Annotated in this window: 16 protein-coding genes; 8 read left to right on the plus strand and 8 right to left on the minus strand. The window is 66.9% G+C overall.

Annotated elements, in window-relative coordinates; genetic code table 11:
* Nucleotides 1-291 precede the first annotated feature (291 nt).
* The 3 genes from E0H45_RS22705 to E0H45_RS22715 all read left to right on the plus strand — a co-directional run bounded on the left by E0H45_RS22705 (nt 292) and on the right by E0H45_RS22715 (nt 3438).
* Complete coding sequence (locus E0H45_RS22705; RefSeq protein WP_131340314.1) at nt 292-1614, plus strand: ABC transporter substrate-binding protein; 1323 nt, start codon at nt 292-294, stop codon at nt 1612-1614.
* 61 nt (nt 1615-1675) lie between these two features.
* Nucleotides 1676-2614: a carbohydrate ABC transporter permease gene (locus E0H45_RS22710; protein WP_238155158.1), complete on the plus strand. Its 939-nt coding sequence runs from the start codon at nt 1676-1678 to the stop codon at nt 2612-2614.
* Nucleotides 2611-3438 carry a carbohydrate ABC transporter permease gene (locus E0H45_RS22715; protein ID WP_165546552.1) on the plus strand — a complete coding sequence of 276 codons (828 nt, stop codon included), beginning with the start codon at nt 2611-2613 and terminating at the stop codon, nt 3436-3438. The genes E0H45_RS22710 and E0H45_RS22715 overlap by 4 nt, the downstream gene beginning before the upstream one ends.
* Before the next feature lie 15 nt (nt 3439-3453).
* Here the strand turns inward: E0H45_RS22715 and E0H45_RS22720 are convergent, their stop codons facing one another.
* Genes E0H45_RS22720 through E0H45_RS42550 form a run of 3 tightly spaced genes read right to left on the minus strand, consistent with a single transcriptional unit; the run spans nt 3454 to nt 6082 of the window.
* A complete protein-coding gene (locus E0H45_RS22720; RefSeq protein WP_131340316.1) occupies nt 3454-4659 on the minus strand; it encodes a cytochrome P450 in 1206 nt (401 codons plus the stop codon).
* A gap of 2 nt (nt 4660-4661) precedes the next feature.
* Complete coding sequence (locus E0H45_RS22725; RefSeq protein ID WP_165546553.1) at nt 4662-5894, minus strand: NAD(P)/FAD-dependent oxidoreductase; 1233 nt, start codon at nt 5892-5894, stop codon at nt 4662-4664.
* The gene (locus E0H45_RS42550; RefSeq protein WP_165546554.1) at nt 5891-6082 is read right to left on the minus strand and encodes a ferredoxin; all 192 of its coding nucleotides are present in this window, start codon (nt 6080-6082) and stop codon (nt 5891-5893) included. The genes E0H45_RS22725 and E0H45_RS42550 overlap by 4 nt, the downstream gene beginning before the upstream one ends.
* A gap of 131 nt (nt 6083-6213) precedes the next feature.
* Between E0H45_RS42550 and E0H45_RS22730 the strand changes: the two genes are divergently transcribed.
* Nucleotides 6214-7104, plus strand: coding sequence for a helix-turn-helix domain-containing protein (locus tag E0H45_RS22730; RefSeq protein WP_131340320.1), 891 nt, complete (start codon nt 6214-6216; stop codon nt 7102-7104).
* A 34-nt stretch (nt 7105-7138) separates the two neighbouring features.
* Complete coding sequence (locus E0H45_RS22735; RefSeq protein WP_131340322.1) at nt 7139-7414, plus strand: YciI family protein; 276 nt, start codon at nt 7139-7141, stop codon at nt 7412-7414.
* A 136-nt stretch (nt 7415-7550) separates the two neighbouring features.
* Here E0H45_RS22735 and E0H45_RS22740 read toward each other — a convergent pair whose 3' ends face one another.
* Nucleotides 7551-9041 (minus strand): MDR family MFS transporter, encoded by a 1491-nt coding sequence (locus E0H45_RS22740; protein ID WP_238155159.1) that lies wholly within the window; start codon nt 9039-9041, stop codon nt 7551-7553.
* 96 nt (nt 9042-9137) lie between these two features.
* On the opposite strand from E0H45_RS22740, the gene E0H45_RS22745 reads away from it, so the two are divergent.
* From E0H45_RS22745 to E0H45_RS22755, 3 genes are all read left to right on the plus strand, one after another.
* Nucleotides 9138-9707 carry a TetR/AcrR family transcriptional regulator gene (locus tag E0H45_RS22745; RefSeq protein WP_131340324.1) on the plus strand — a complete coding sequence of 190 codons (570 nt, stop codon included), beginning with the start codon at nt 9138-9140 and terminating at the stop codon, nt 9705-9707.
* A 78-nt stretch (nt 9708-9785) separates the two neighbouring features.
* The gene (locus tag E0H45_RS22750; RefSeq protein ID WP_131340326.1) at nt 9786-9989 is read left to right on the plus strand and encodes a hypothetical protein; all 204 of its coding nucleotides are present in this window, start codon (nt 9786-9788) and stop codon (nt 9987-9989) included.
* Nucleotides 9990-10392: 403 nt separating this feature from the next.
* On the plus strand, nt 10393-11040 hold the full coding sequence (locus E0H45_RS22755; RefSeq protein ID WP_131340328.1) for a YajG family lipoprotein: 648 nt from the start codon (nt 10393-10395) through the stop codon (nt 11038-11040).
* On the opposite strand, the gene pdxR is transcribed toward E0H45_RS22755, so the two are convergent.
* From pdxR to E0H45_RS22775, 4 genes are all read right to left on the minus strand, one after another.
* Nucleotides 11003-12424, minus strand: coding sequence for a MocR-like pyridoxine biosynthesis transcription factor PdxR (gene pdxR, locus E0H45_RS22760; protein WP_131340330.1), 1422 nt, complete (start codon nt 12422-12424; stop codon nt 11003-11005). The two genes, E0H45_RS22755 and pdxR, sit on opposite strands and share 38 nt — an antisense overlap.
* A gap of 37 nt (nt 12425-12461) precedes the next feature.
* The gene (locus tag E0H45_RS22765; protein WP_131340332.1) at nt 12462-13463 is read right to left on the minus strand and encodes an aldo/keto reductase; all 1002 of its coding nucleotides are present in this window, start codon (nt 13461-13463) and stop codon (nt 12462-12464) included.
* 108 nt (nt 13464-13571) lie between these two features.
* Nucleotides 13572-14444, minus strand: a complete 873-nt coding sequence (locus E0H45_RS22770; protein WP_131340334.1) for a sigma-70 family RNA polymerase sigma factor family protein — start codon at nt 14442-14444, stop codon at nt 13572-13574.
* A 74-nt stretch (nt 14445-14518) separates the two neighbouring features.
* The gene (locus E0H45_RS22775) at nt 14519-15889 is read right to left on the minus strand and encodes an amidase (RefSeq protein WP_131340336.1); all 1371 of its coding nucleotides are present in this window, start codon (nt 15887-15889) and stop codon (nt 14519-14521) included.
* Nucleotides 15890-15904 lie beyond the last annotated feature (15 nt).

The following is a 15904-nucleotide window of genomic DNA, read 5'->3' on the forward strand; positions in this document are numbered from 1 at the left end:
CTACACAGAGTGCCGAGCCCCTGGGAGGCTGACAAGCCTTCACTGCCAAGGTGTCCGCATCTGGACACCGGCAACCTAGTTGCTGATGGCAAGCTTGTGGAAACCGGGACGAGGACACCGCCACTGACCCGATTCTCCATACTTTGACGAGCTTGTCCCTGCCCTGCCATCTGTGCTGATTCCTAGACTGCCGAGAAGCCGCGGCACCTCAGCCCGGTCCTCGAACCGTCCTCTTCCAGATGGAAATCAGAAGCGCCGGACGGCTGGCAGTTCGATCACGAGGAAGTGCAGATGAAGTCATCCAACGCTCCGAGGCGCCTGGTCGCCCTGATCGGATCCATGGTGGTCGTGCTGTGTTCGGCGGCGTGTTCGGTCGGCTCCCTGGGAACCGGCGAGCAGGCCGACGGCGACACGACCATCACCTATCTGGTGTTCAACGAACCCAGCACCGTCAAAGCCGCGAATGCGCTGATCGCGGCGTTCGAGAAGGACAACCCGGCGATCAAGGTGAAGCTGGACACGATGCCGACCGGGTCGGACGGCGACAACGTCGTGAAGACCCGGCTGAGCACCGGCGAGATGAGTGATGTCTTCTCGTACAACTCGGGCTCACTGCTGCAGGCGATCCGTCCGGACGAGTACCTGGTGTCCCTGTCCGATCAGAGCTGGGTCAAGGACCTCGACAAGTCCTACCTGCCCGCGGTCAGCACGGCGAAGGGACTCTACGGGGCTCCGACCGGCGGGACCACGCCTGGCGGCGTCGTCTACAACAAGGCGGTCTACGCCAAGCTCGGGCTGAAGATCCCGAAGACGTGGGACCAGTTCCGGGCCAACAACCTGCTGATCAAGAAGAGCGGGATCGCGACACCGGTCGAGCAGACGTTCGGCGATGCCTGGACGGCGCAACTGGTGATCCTGGCCGACTTCGCGAACATCGCGGCAGTGGCTCCGCAGTGGGCCGCCGACTACACCGCGAACAAGGCACACAACGTGGACCAGCCGGCACTGGGCAGTTGGCAGCATCTCCGGCAGCTCCACGACGACGGCCTGCTGAACAAGGACTTCGCGTCGGCGACGTACGACAAGGGAGTGGAAGCGCTGGCCACCGGTAAGGCTGCGAACTACCCGATGCTGGCCGGCGTGATCGATGCCGTACGTCAGAACCACCCGCAGTACCTCAAGGACATCGGCATGTTCGCGATGCCGACCGCGACCGGGACCGACAGCCACCTGACGCTGTTCCTGCCGTCGGGCTACTACATCCCCAAGACGTCGACCGGCGCGAAGCTCGACGCGGCGAAGAAGCTCGTCGCCTTCACCCAGACGGCCAAAGGCTGTGAACTGCTCATCCAGAGCGGTTCGTACGGGCCCTTCGTGAACCGGCTGTGCCAGGTGCCGGCGGATGCTCCGGCGGCGATCAAGGAACTGCAGACCTACGTTGCCGCCGGCAACACCGGACCGGCCCTGGAGTCCGTGAGCCCGATCAAGGGTCCGGATCTGCCGCAGCTCGCGGTCGAGGTCGGCTCGGGGATCCGGACGGCGGACAGCGGCGCAAAGCTCTACGACCAGAACGTGTTGCAGCAGGCCCAGCAGCTCGGGCTCCCGGGCTGGTGACTGCCGGCCGCGTCTGACGCGGTCGTCCATCGTGGCCCCGCTGCCCAGGAGAGGTTCGCACATGACAGTAGGCACGACGGCGGTGGCACCAGCCGCTCCGGCCCCGTCCGAGCATCCGCCACCACGCCGACAACGCGGCAGATCGACGAGATCGCGGTACCCGCTGTGGTTCTTGCTGCCGGGCGGCGGCCTCCTGGTCCTGCTGTTCGTCGTACCGACGGCGACGTCGTTCTACTTCAGCCTGACCCGGTGGACCTTGTTCGACTCGACCTTCATCGGCCTGGAGAACTACGCCACCTTCTTCCAGGATCCACAGCTGTTCGGAAGCTTCGTCCACACCCTCGTCTACGCGGTGATCACCAGCGTCGGCAAGGTGCTGTCGGGGCTGGCGCTGGCGATCCTGCTGAACGGCAGAATCATTGCCCGCGGCTACCTCCGGGCCGTCGTCTTCTTCCCGGTGCTGGTCTCCGCGGTCGGCATCGGCATCACGTTCAAGGTGTTGTTCGACCCGTTCGACGGGCTGATCAACCGTGTCCTCGGGATCGTCGGAATCGACGGCCCCGGCTGGCTCACCAATCCGGATCTCGCGCTGACCTCGGTCGCCATGGTCGACATCTGGAAGGGCGTCGGGGTATCGACGCTGATCTTCATGGCCGGCCTGGTGGCGATTCCCAGGGACTACTACGAGTCGGCGCACATCGACGGAGCAACCGACTGGCAGCGGTTCAGGTTCATCACCCTGCCGCTGGTCGGTCCGGCCACGATGACCGTGGTCATTCTCAACGTGATCTCCGGCCTGCGCTCGTTCGAGCTGATCTGGACGATGACCGGCGGCGGTCCCGGATTCACCAGCGACGTGCTCGCCTCGGTGATCTACAAGAAGTACCAGGCTGGCCTGTACGGCCTGTCGACCGCGGGCAACGTGGTGATGTTCGTCGTCGTGGCGGCGATCACGATTCCGCTGTATCGCTGGTTCCGGCGCCGGGAGGTCGCGCAATGAGGTCGCACAGCCACATCGTCCGCGGACTGGTGGCGCTCGCCGTCTCCACGATCGTGTTCCTGGTCCCTTTCGCCTTCATCGTGCTGACCGCGTCGAAGACCTCGGCCGACGCGTCGCGGTTCGAGTTCAGCTGGCCGGGCGACTTCGTCCTGCTGCAGAACATCGCGGAAGTGTTCAAGGTCCGCGACTTCGTCATCGTGCGCGCCTTCATCAACAGCACCACCTTGACGGTGTCGAGCGTCGCGGTGATGGTCGTCCTGGCCGCGATGATGGGGTACGTCGTCCAGCGCCGTACAGGCCTGTTCACGAGCGCGGCCAGGATGCTGGTCCTGGCCGCGTTGATCGTCCCGTCCGCGGTGGTGCCGACCATCTGGGTCCTGCAGGCGCTCGGCCTCTACAAGCAGATGCTCGGAATGATCCTGATCGAGGTCACCGGCGGGCTGCCGTTCTGCGTTCTGCTCTGCTCCGCCTTCGTCGCGACCATCCCGCGAGAACTGGACGAGGCAGCCGCCCTGGACGGCGCCGGCCCGCTGCGAGTGTTCTTCAGAGTCATCCTGCCGCTGCTGAAGCCCGTCGTGGTCACCATGGTGGTGGTGCAATCAGTTGCCGTCTTCAACGACTTCACCGGCCCGCTCTACTTCCTGCCCGGTGAGGAGAACGCCACCGTGCAAGCCACCTTGTTCAACTTCCAGAGCCAGACCCTCAGTCAGTGGAACCTGCTGTTCGCCGACATCCTGCTGATCACCGTTCCACCGCTGGTGCTCTATCTCTTCTTCAACCGCCAGATCGTCGAGGGCATGGTCAACGGCGCGGTGAAGGGTTAGCCAGGGCGGTGGCCGTCACCAGTCGACGACCACCGCTCCTGCCCGGTAGGTGGGAACCACGTGAGCGAACGGAAGCGGCCGGAGTTGCTCGGCGTCGACGAGGGCGAGGGAAGGCACCCGGCTGAACAGCGCGCCGATCGCCTCGGTGATCTCCACCCGCGCGAGCTGCTGACCGGCACATCCGTGCGGCCCGAACCCGAACGCCAGGTGGCCGAAGGCGTCCCGCCCGAGATCGAAACGCTCCGGTTCGGGGAAGCGCTCGGCATCCCGGTTGGCCGACACGGGAGACACCGAGACACTGTCGCCGGCCTGGAAGCGCACGCCGTCGATCTCGAGGTCCTCGGTCGCGGTCCGGGGGAAGAGGGCCACGAACATCGTCGAGTAGCGCATGAACTCCTCGATCACCGCCGGGGCCACAGACGGATTGTCGGTCAACCGCTGCCGCTGCTCGGGATGGGTCAGTAACGCCACCGTCGTGGTGGCGATGGTGTAGGCGACCGAGTCCCGTCCCGACGACATCAGCACCGCAGCGAGCCCGACGACCTCGTCGTCGGTCAGCCCCGAATCGACCAGGTCGCTGATCACGTTGTCCCCTGGCTCAGTACGGCGGTACCCGACGATCTCGCGCACGAAGTCGACGGTCGCCTGCGCCGAACTGCCGTGGACATAGTGCTGGATGTAGTCCTGGACCCGTTCCGCCGGAATACCGAGGACATGGGCATGCACGCGCGCCGAGATCGGCTCGGCGACATGCTCGGTGAGGTCGGCCGGTTTCGGCTGAGCGAGCAGGATGTCCACCTGCTCGGCGGCGATGGCGCGGATCGTCTCGCGGTGGCCGCGTGCCGCCTTGACCGTGAACCGGCTCCTGATCGTCTTCCGGATCCGGTCGTGCTTCGCACCATCGAGAATCAGCAGATCGCCACTCGCCAGCGCGCGCAGGTCATCGGCCGTGACGGACGGCGGTGCCGGATCGGCTGGGCCCAACGGGAACCGCCGTGGCAGCTGGCTGAAGCGCTGATCGGACAACACGGCGCGCGCGAGGGCATGGTCGGTGACGAGCTTGCCGACATGACCGTCGGCGTACCTCAGCGGGTGGACCCTGCCGTCCTGTCTGCGCTCGGCGAAGAAGGGCGACGGCTGAAGCGGGGTGCCGTCGGACGGAAGCGTGTACCCGGTGACCGGGCATCGAATGTGGTCTGCGGGGCTGGACGGGTCAGTCATGATCAACTCGTTTCAAGCAGGTGAGCAGCGGAGCCGGCGGCCGACAGCTCTGCGAGCAACGCCGCCTGGTGGTTTCGGAAGGGCTTCGGCATGTTCCAAGCGACCAGACCACAGGCATGGTCGCCTGCTCGGAACCCGAACAGGGCCTGGTCGCTGTCGTGATCACCGGCCAGGAGTTCGACGGAGTCGGCGATGTCGAGACGGCCCGACGCCTGCACCCGAGCACCGTGGATCTCCGACCAGAAGAACGGGATCGGGTACGGCGACAGCTGTCCCGCGGCGAGCAGCCGGCCGACTGACCGTCCTTGCTCCATCGCCGTCAACTGGTGTCCACAGGCACGGTGCGTGCCGGTCGCCGGATCGAGCCAGCTCGACGCATCACCGACGGCGAACACGCGATCGGCGACACGGCCGTGGCTGTCCGCGAGCAGGCTGCCATCCGTGAGCAGCCCGGAGTCTGCCAACCACGCGACGGCCGGTTCCGCGCCCGCGGCGGCGATGACGACGTCGGAGCCCAATCTGGTCCCGTCGGCAAACCGAACGTCGTACCTGGGGCCGTCGGTCGGTCGCACCGCCACGACCTCCGCACCGGTGCGCACCTCGACGTCGCGGGCAGCATGGAGGGCACGGAGCCGGTCGGAGAAGCGAAGCCCGGCGGCGCCCAGGCTCAGGCCGGCACTGCGTCCGACCAGGCTCACCCGCGCACCACGAGCGGTCGCGGCGGATGCGATCTCGGAGCCCAGGACACCCGTGCCGACCACGGTCACCCGCCTGCGCCGAACCAGCTGACCCGCGATCCGAAGGGCGTCATCGAGAGTGCGGAGTACGTGGACGGCCGGTGCCGGGCGATTGGCTTCGGCACTGTACGGCGCCCACGACGGCCGCCGGGCCGAGGCCCCTGTCGCGATGACCACGGCGTCGTACCTGACGATGTCGGTCCCGATGGCATGGTGATCGGTCTGGACGGTCCGGGATCGACGGTCGATCCGCACCGCTCGATGGCCGGGGCGAAAGTCGATCCCCAGTGCCCGCAGTGTCGAGGCCTCGACAAGCCGTGCCTGGTCGGGCTTCCAGGTGCCGAGCAGGATCTGCTTGGACAGTGCCGGTCGCCGGTAGGGATCCCACTGCTCGGCTCCGAGCAGGACCACCTCGCCGCGGAAGCCCGCGTCGCGCACCGACTCCGCGGTCGCGAGACCTGCCGTCGAGGCGCCGACCACCACGATTCGCTCGATCACTCCCGGACCTGGATCGCCCGGGCCGGGCAGAGGGACGCCGCCCGCCGGGCCGAGTCGACGCGGTCCTCGCGCGGATCCTCCTCGATCAGCATGACCAGTCCGTCGTCGTCCTGGTCGAAGAGATCGTCCGCGACCAGCACGCACTGGCCGGCGCCGACGCACGCCGACCGCGTCACCTCGATCGTCATCCGGGGTCCTTCGGTTCGCAGGTACAGATCTGTCATCGGGCGTCCACGCTAGGCGCGCGGAACCGTCGGACGACAGCGGAGCCGTGATCAAAACATGGAGTATCCGGTCAGTAGCGGGCTACTCTCGGGCCGTGGACGAAGTGCTCGCCGAGTCAGCTCCCGGCGCCGCAGGTCGCCGCGGTGGCCCCGCGCTGATCGGCGCCAACCCCTACGCGTTCCGGGCAGGTGAGCGACTGCGGAACGACCTCGTCGGGAGTATCTGCATCGTCTGGGTGATGTCCGGCCGGGGGACGGTTCGCACCGGGCCACTCACCCTGGAGCTGACCAAGGCGTCCGTCATGTGCCTACCCTGGCGGCACGACGTGCGGTGGGAAGCCGATCAGCGTGATCCGTTCCGGGTGGGAACCGTGCACCTGGTTCCCTGGCATGCCGCGCAGGTGGAGGTCGAGCCGCAGGTGCCGTGGCAGCGTGGTGATCCGCTGCTCGACGCCGACTACCGGCAAGGCGAGCCTGGTGAGGTGATCGAGATTCCGCTGGCCCACGCGGACGCACGTCAACTCGTCACTCTCGGCGGGTACGCGATCGATCGCTTCGATCGAGGTCTCACCTCGGACGTGTCCCTGCGGGCGATGGGCCGGCTGCTGCTGGAGGAACTGACCCGGGCTTCCACGGCGGCATCGGACAACGGTCCGCGGCCGCCCCTCGCCTTCGAGCAGATGCGTGCGTTCGTGGAACAGAACCTGGATCGCCGGTTCACCGTGGCCGAGGTCGCCCGAGCCGGCAACTGCAGCCCGTCGACCGCAGAACGGCTCTTCGTACGGTGGACCGGATCGTCGATCGTGTCGTGGTCGAAGGACCTTCGGATGGAGCGCGCCTCGGTCCTCCTCTCCACCACCGGCCTCCGCGTCGGCGAAGTAGCCCGCGCCGTCGGGTATCCCGACGCCCTCTACTTCTCGCGAGTCTTCGCCGCCAGCTTCGGCATCCCCCCAAGCCGCTACTCTTCCGTCCGCATCCGCCCCTGACAGTGGATGATCTGCCTTCGCCACCCCGGGCGAGGTGGCTGGCCCTGACGCGTTCAATAGCCGTCTTGAAGCAGAAGGCCACTGGGTGTTCGCCGGCGGCCTGGCTGCACCCCAGCACCGCCGCCGTCATCGACAACCCGGGCGCGCGACGGCGGTGTTCACCGACAGGCCTTTCCTGGAGTCGAAGGAGTACCTCGGCGGCTTCTGGATCATCGAGGCGCCAGACCTCGGCGCGGCGCACACGCTCGCTGCCGAAGGGTCGAAAGCCTGCAACCGACGAGTAGAGGTGCGACCTCTCCAGGACGCGTGAGCGTCCGATCGACGTCGAGAACCCGTCGTACACGTGATGCATTATGGACGGTATCGATCATCATCAGCGGATGACGCGGCGTTCGTTCTCGGACGAGCGTCCCGTCGTCTTGTCGGGTGCGATGCCACGGCCGCGCTCACTTTGTGGTCGAGCCCATGTTCTTGCTGCTGTGTTGTGTCCTGGTGTCGCCGGGGACCGTCGACTCCGGGAGACTGGGCAGGAGCAGGCAGAGCGGAACAGCGGCGGCGGTGAGGGCCACGGACCACCAGAACGCGTGATCGAAGCCGCTTGCGAGCGCGTCGGGTGTGTGGGCATCGCTGATGTTCCGTTGGAGGACGACGAGAAGGACTGCGACGCCTACTGCACCGCCGAACTGCTGAGTGACACGGGTAATCATGCTGGCGTCAGGGATTTCCTCGTGCTCCAGCCCGAGAAAGGCGGCACCCATCGGCGCGATCATGGCAGCGCCCAGGGCGATGCCGCGGACCAACAGTGCGGCCATGAGCAGGATTTCGCTGGTGTCGGCGGTGACGAAGGCAAACGGCACGGTGGATACGGCGACGAAGGCGAAGGCCACAAGGGCCACTGCGCGGGGGCCGACCCGGTCCATGTACTTGCCTGCCAGGCCGCGGGCGACGAGGGCGCCGACTCCTTGAGGGATGAGCAGCAGTCCGGCGCCGAGTGGGGTCGCGCCGCGGACCTGCTGGAAGTACAGGGGCAGCAGCATCATCGACCCGAACAGGGAGATCCCGCCGAGAAAGAGCAGGGTCGACGATGAGGCCACCGAACGGTGCCGGAACATACGCACATCGACCAACGGGACGGTCACCCGGGTGAGTGCCCAGGCGGTGAAGCCACCGACCAGGGCGAGCCCGGCGAGCAGCGGAATGAGGACCTGGGCACTGGCGAAGCCTGTACTGCCATCGACCTGGGAGAGGCCGTAGAGCAGGACCGCGGAACCCGGGCAGAGCAGGAGCAGGCCGACGGTGTCCAGGCTGACGCGGGGCTGGCCGGGTGTGGGTCGGTCGTCAGGCAGGTTGCGCCAGGCGAGCCACATGCCGACCAAGCAGAAGGGAATGTTGATGAAGAACAGCCAACGCCAGTTGGCCAGAGAGAGGGTGAGGCCGCCGAGTACAGGACCGAGGATCGGGCCGAGTGCCGTGGGCACGGTGATGATGGCCATGACCTTGCCGATGTTGCGGCCCTTGGCGGCCTGCATGAGCAGGGTGTACATCAGCGGCAGCATGATCCCGCCGGCGAGGCCCTGGACGAGGCGGAACGCGATCAGGCTGGTGGCGTTCCAGGCCAGCGCGCTCAGCAGCGAGCCGACCAGAAAGCCACCCAGAGCGACGACCCACAGGCGACGGCCGCCGAGCCGTGACTGGACCCATCCGGCGAGCGGGATGGTGATGAAGACGGCCAGCATGTAGCCGGTACTGATCCATTGGATGGTCGACAGCGGGGCGTCGAGGTCCTTGGACAGATCGTTCAGGGCGACGCTGATGATCGTGGTGTCGAAGACGACACCGAGAGCACCCACGATCAGGGTGATCGCCATGCGCAACACGGCGGGGTCTACCCGGCCGGGATCAGCGGAGACGGGCGCGGTCTCACGGGAAGTGCTCACGATCGACACCTTAAGATAGAATGGTCTTCCTTACTCTTCTCAAGGTATGCCGGTACAGTAAGAAAGACAAGTCTATCTAATCTGGAGGGGTGGACGATGGCTCAGCGACGCCGCGGGGCCGAACTGGAGAAGGCACTTCTCGATGCGGCCTGGGACGAACTCACAGACAACGGCTACGCCAGATTCACCATGGACGCTGTCGTCAAGCGCGCGGGCACCAGCCCGCCCGTGCTCTACCGCCGCTGGTCCGATCGCGACGAACTCATCCGGGCCACCATCGTCCACATCCTCAAGGAGTCCCGTCCCGCCGTTCCCGACACGGGAAGCCTGCGGGAAGACCTCCTCACCCTCATGCGGGAAATCGCCACCTCCCACGTCCAGTTGGTCACCGTGATGTACGCGCACCTGGCCAGCTACCACCGGGATACAGGAAGAAGCCCCAGCAGCCTGTTCGATCCCATCGCGACGGGCCGCACGGCAGCACTCGACATGCTCTTCGAGCGTTCCGCAAGCCGCGGCGAGATCAGGTCGGAGCGCCTTACCGATCGCATCAAGACTCTCCCCTTCGTCCTGCTGCGCCACGAGATCCTGTCGACGTTCGCCCCGGTGCCCGAACACGTCCTTGAGGAGATCGTCGACACGATTTTCCTCCCCCTGGTGCGCTGACTCCCCGCAAGCGCACACGCGATGCTTCGTGGCACGAACCTCTCGCGACAGCACAGCTGAGCCACCAGGCTGGCGGCGATGAGCGAACCTGATCCCAACCACATGACGGCTTTCGGTCATAAGCATGTCGTTACGTTGCTTCGTGAAATGTGCGGCGTTGAGGCCGGCGTCGCCCTATGGATCGGCGATGACATCCTGGCACCGGCCCAAGACTTCAGCACGCTTGAGCAGAGCACCAGAATGTCTTGGTCGCGCCGTTCATCGAGGAGGCATTTCACATGAGCCGAAGACTGCATCAGCCAGACTGAAAGCGGCCGTTGTCGTCGTTGTTCGCAACAGTTTGCTGGAGGGTGCACACGCCGACGGACCAGTCGATGGCCCGCACCTCAGGCGGTCGATCGTCGGCTCACACGTCTAGCTGCACGGCTCACGGAGCAGGCACGGAGCAGCAGTCATCTCTCCACCGATCACGGCGATCTCGAAACCGGTCCTGGTCTGTTCTGAAGCCGCACCTGATGCGGCCATAACCTGTTAGAAACAAGATGTCTCACCGCAAGCGAGCACGCCGCAAGCAACCCCCTTCACGACGGCAAAGCAGGAGGGCCAGGCGAACTCCGCGAACATCCACCAGATCTTCACCGACACCCCGATCGGCACCAAGGTCCAGATCTACGGCGAGTACTAGGTGAAACGCGGGCTGGCAGTCGTCGCTGTGTTTCTGCTGACCGCCTGCAACTCACACACCGACAACGCCACCCCCACTCCCAGCCAACCGACGGTCGTCCCGCTTCCGGTGGCGCAGGCATCCAAGGCTGCGCTGACCGTCGCCGACCTGCCGAAGGGCTGGGAAGGCGGGGTCGCGCCCGATCCGACTCCGACGCTGACGAATCCGGTCACGTACGACCCGGAGGACTGCTGGATGGTGCGGGATCCGATGCGGGACCTCGGCGTACCAGCGACAGCCATCCGCGGTCAGTACTACCTCCGCGTGGGCGACAACTCGATATCCGTCACCGAGTTCATCTACTCCTGGCCGACGCCGCGGCCGCCAGTCGTTCAGCGCATCGCCGCGAACGTCACTCGTTGCGCCACCATCACAGGAACGGTCGACGGCGAGACGTACCAGATCTCCGCGCGTCAGCTTCCCGTTCCCGGCCTGAAGGACGGCATCGTCACGCGGAGCGGAGACGCGAAGTCCGCCGGCTACGCCGCCTACGTCGCACGAGGCGGCACGCTGCTCAAACTCACCGCGGACAGCGACACCTTCCCGACCGACGCCGCGTTCGTTCAGTTCCTCAAGACCGCGGTTGCGCGGCTCGACGCCGTGAGTTAGCGAAGGCCTTCGCCAGGGATCGGATGGCTGGCCCTACGTCGTTGTCGGCGATGTTGCCGTAGCCGAGGACGATGCCGTCTTGAGTTTCGGTGGTGTGGATTCGGTAGTCCCGGAGGGGGACGATTCGGGTTCCGAGGTCTCCTGCGGCTGTTGTGAGAAGGCTTGTGTCGGGGTTGCTCGGATGTGTCAGCGTCAGGTGAAGACCGGCCGCAGCGCCGCCGATCGTCCAGGTTGGCAGTTCGTGTTGGAGTGCAGTGAGGACGCAGTCGCGACGGCGTTTGTAGCGACGCTGCATTGCCCGTAGGTGCCTGTCGTACGCACCAACTGCCACCAGTTCCGCGAACGTCGCCTGGTTGATGGTCGACGGACCCAGAACAGCCGGCCCCTCCAGCAGCCTGCGCCACTGGCCTTGCGCCACGAACCAGCCGATCCCGATCGCCGGGCTCAGCGTCTTGCTCAGCGAGCCGAGGAGTACGACGTGTTCCGGAGCCATGCCCTGCAACGTGCCGACCGGGCTTCGGTCGTACCGGAACTCGGCGTCGTAGTCGTCTTCGAGGATCACGCCGTTGGTCCGGCGCGCCCAGTCGATCAGCCCCAACCGTCGATGCGGCGCCAGCACAACGCCGGTGGGAAACTGATGCGCCGCCGTGACCACCACGGCCCGCAGATCGTCCCGCCTCGAGAGCCGCTCGACCTGGAGACCGTGGTCGTCGACCGGCACCGGCTCCAGCCGCAGTCCCGTCGACTCGATGACGGCACGCAGCCGCGTCCAGCCGGGATCCTCGACCGCGATGCGGTCGATCCCCATCGCGCGCAGGCCGGCGCAGAGCTGGGCGACGCTCGCGCTGACTCCGCTGCGGATCACCACGTCCGCGGCGGACGCGATCGCTCCTCGGCTCCGCTGAAGGTAGTCGGACATCTGCTCGCGCAACGGGAGGTACCCCTGCTCGTCCGGATACCCGAGGTCAGCAGTCGGTACCGTTCGTGCGGCCGCCCGCGCCGCCTCGGCCCACCGCGTGCGTGGGAACGCGCGCAAGTCGGGGGCGCCGGGAGCCAGATCGAACCGGTACGTCGCGACGCTGGCGGCAGCCGTACGCCGGGCAGTCCGCTGCGTCGGGCCCGACCAGCTGACCCAGGTCCCGGAGCCCACCCGGGTCGCCAGATACCCCTCCGTCACGAGCTGGCTGTAGGCCTGCGTGACAGCCCACCGCGAGCAATCGAGCTGCGCTGCCAGCTCGCGGCTCGGCGGCAGCACGGTGCCGGTCGAGACGCGCCCCGATCTGATTGCCTCCCGCAACGCGCGCTCGACCTGCCGGTGGAGCTTCCCGTCGCCGTCCAACGTCAGCACCACAGTCCAAGCCGCGCGCGTGGACTGCTTCGCCATGACCACAGATCCTAGTCATGACGCGGTGCCGCCGGTCTCACCGCTTGAAGTTGCGCAGGAGATCGTAGGGGTAGACGGCCGGCTTCTCGCTGACCGTGGTGAGGCGGGTGAGTTGGTCGTCGGTGAGGGACCAGCCTGCGGCACCGATGTTGTCGTCGTAGTGCTCGAGGGTGCGCGGTCCGATGATCGGAGCCGTGACGGGATCGGTCTGGATCAGCCACCGCAGGGCGACCTGCGGGACACTCTTGCCGCTCTCGGCCGCGATGTCCTGCAACGCGTCGAGGACGTTCCAGGTCCGCTCGTTGTTGTAGTAGTCCCACGCTTCCAGCAGTCCACGCTCGGCCGCGGCGGCCACCCGAGTGTCCTCCGGCGGCGCCTCCATGCCGCGATGGAACCGGCCCGCGAGCCATCCCGCGCGCAGCGGACTCCACGGCATCACGCCGAGGCCCTCGTTGCGGCAGATTGCCAGCAACTCCCACTCAGCCTCACGGTCGAGCAGGTTGTACAGCGGCTGCAGGGCGCTGTAGCGGCTGTAGCCGTTCGATCCGGCGAGGTCGACGGCCTTCTGCAGCTGCCAGCCGGTGACGTTGCTCGCTCCGAGGTACCGGACCTTGCCGGACGTGACCAGCGTGTCGAGCGTCGCGAGGGTCTCCTCGATCGGCGTCGCCGTGTCCCAGACGTGCGTGTAGTACAGGTCGATGTAGTCGGTGCCGAGGCGGCGCAGGCTCGCTTCGACAGCGGCAAGGATGTGCTTACGACTCAGACCGTCGTCGTTGGGCCCATCGCCCATCGCGCCGTACACCTTGGTGGCGACCACGAATGCGTCGCGGTCCCGGCCCTTGAGCCAGCGGCCGAGGACGGCCTCCGACTCACCCGCGTTGTACACGTCTGCCGTGTCGATGAACGTACCGCCGGCCTCGGCGAACTCGTCGAGGATCCGGACGCTGGTCTGCTCATCGGTAGGTCCACCGAAGTGCATCGCCCCCAGGCACACCTCACTGACCTTGAGACCCGTCCTGCCGAGATTCCGGTATTCCATGTATCAGTCCAGTCCTCTTTGCCCGATTACGTGCCCCTCAATCTAGGAGCGAATCGGCCGGGATCCACGCCCAATCATCGTGCGAAAACGCAGACCAATTCTCGTCTCTCAGCCGTGGGGTCTGTGGAGGCGTTCTACGTGGGGTTTTGGGGTGCCGTCGTAGGGGTTGGGTGGGAGGCCTGTCAGGAGGTCGGGCAGGTGGAAGGTCTGGAAGAGGGACAGGTCGAAGAACGCGACTGCGTGGACGACTGCGGCGGCAGTGAGGGTGAGGACCTGGATCTGGAAGGCTCGGTGGATGTCGTCCTTCGGGTCTCGCATGTAGACGGCGAAGGCAGGGTGGCCGTTGGCGGTCAGCGGGAGGAGGTACTGGTCGCCGGGGCGTTCGGCCGGGCAGTGGGTGCTGATCAGGCGGCCGATGTCGCGGGCGCCGCGGAACCAGGACGTGAACGGCGGCATCTCCCAGATCGCGTCGTCGGTGAAGAGCGTGACGATCGCGGGTACGTCGTACTGCTCGAACGCCGCGCGGTACCGGGCCAGGAGGACTTCGTCGGGCGCGATGAGCGGGCCCGCGTTCATCGCTGCTGGAGAGATGTCGCTCAGCAGGTCGGCGATGCTCGGCCGGCCCTCGAGGTGCAGGACGGTCACGGCACGCTCGAGGGGTGGGAGGCGTTGCAGCGCGGCGATCAGGCCGAGATCGATCGGATGGTCGTCCATCAGGTCCGCTGGAATGGGTTCCAGCCAGAGAATCTCGGAACGCTCGGAGAGCGCTCCCTCAGGATCAGCGCTCGGTGCGGCGAGATCCGACGGCAGCGGACGGCTGCCGACCTGCTGCAGACAGGCACGGGTGGCGTCCTCGTATCCCGCGCTGACAGCAGCGATCTTGACGGCGTCGGTGATGGATCCGAGCATCCGGTAGCAGTGCGAGACGAGGCCGCGCTGCAGCTCGTCAGCGCGGGGCGTCGTACCTCCGGAGCCGTTCATCGGGCCAAGTCGTCACCTCATCGGCCAGTCTCGCTCCGCAGTACGCCGACTGTCCACGCCTCCTGACGGCCCGATCAGAGGGTCGGCCAGGGGCGGGTGTCGGCGCGATGGGTGTCGAGGTAGTCGGCGAGGGCCAGCGCGCGCAGGTCCTGGTGATGCGGTACGGCGAGTTGCGCCCCGATCGGCAACCCGGACGTCGACCAGCCGGCGTTGACCGTGGTCGCGGGGTGCTGGGACATGTTGTACGGGACCGTGAACGCGATGTGCTCGAACGGCTTCCCGGGATCGTCCGTCGGATACGCGAGCTCCGCCGGGAACGCCGTGATCGGGGCGACCGGCGACAGGATCACGTCGTACGTCGTGAACACCCGGCCGACCGCGGCCGCCATCGCGCCCATCTGGCTGTACCCGTCGAAGACATCCGAAGCGGTGAGATCCGACGCCGTCGAGACCCACTCGCGGATCTGCGGAAGCACCTTCGCGCGGCGTTCCTCGGGCAACGCGGCGATGTCCGTGGCGGAGCGGATCCGCCAGAAGCGGTCCAGGCCGTCGAGCATGTCGCGGGTGATGATCGGCGTGATCGGGTCGACGATCGCGCCTGCCTTCTCTAGTACGGCGGCCGCGGACGAAACCGCCGCGGTGACCTCGGGATCGACCGGCAGCCCGACGCCCGCATCGAGCAGCAACGCAACGCGCAGACCCTCGACGTCGACCTCGAAGACGTCGGACGCCAAAGGGATCGAGGTGTGGTCGCGCGGGTCGTACCCGGACATCACCTGCAGCGCGAGCGCCGCATCCGGCGCCGTACGGGTCAGGGGCCCGATCGCGCGCCCGGCGTACGGGTTGCCGACCGCGATCCGCCCGTGCGTCGGCTTCAGCCCGACCAGACCGCACCACCCGGCCGGCAAGCGGATCGACCCGCCGATGTCCGTGCCGACGTGGATCGGCCCGTACCCGGCGGCCGCCGCGGCCGCCGCGCCCGCGCTCGAACCGCCGGCTGTCTTCGTCACGTCCCACGGATTGCGGGTCAACCGGTGAAAGGTCGAGACGCCGGACGACAACATCCCGTACTCGGGCATCGTCGTCTTGCTGAAGATCACCGCCCCGGCCGCCCGCAACCGCGCCGCGGCCGGCGCGTCCTCAGTCGCCGGGGTGAGAGCGGTTGCTGCGGTTCCTTGCGGTACGGGCGTTCCGCGCGTCGCGATGTTCTCTTTCACCGTCACCGGTACGCCGTCCAGTGCGCCCGACGTACCGTCCCGCCAGCGAAGCTCCGACTCGTGCGCCGCGGCCCGCGCACCCGCCGGGTCCGGTGCGTAGAGCGCGCACAGCTGCGGTTCGAGCTGATCGACGCGGGTCAGCACGTCCTCGATGACCTCGACCGGGGACACCGAGCCGTCGCGGTACTTGGCCAGGAGTTCGGTTGCCGTCAGGTCAGCGAGATTCATGCAGACTCCCTCGGT

Source organism: Kribbella soli, from assembly GCF_004331345.1.
Taxonomy (GTDB): Bacteria; Actinomycetota; Actinomycetes; order Propionibacteriales; family Kribbellaceae; genus Kribbella; species Kribbella soli.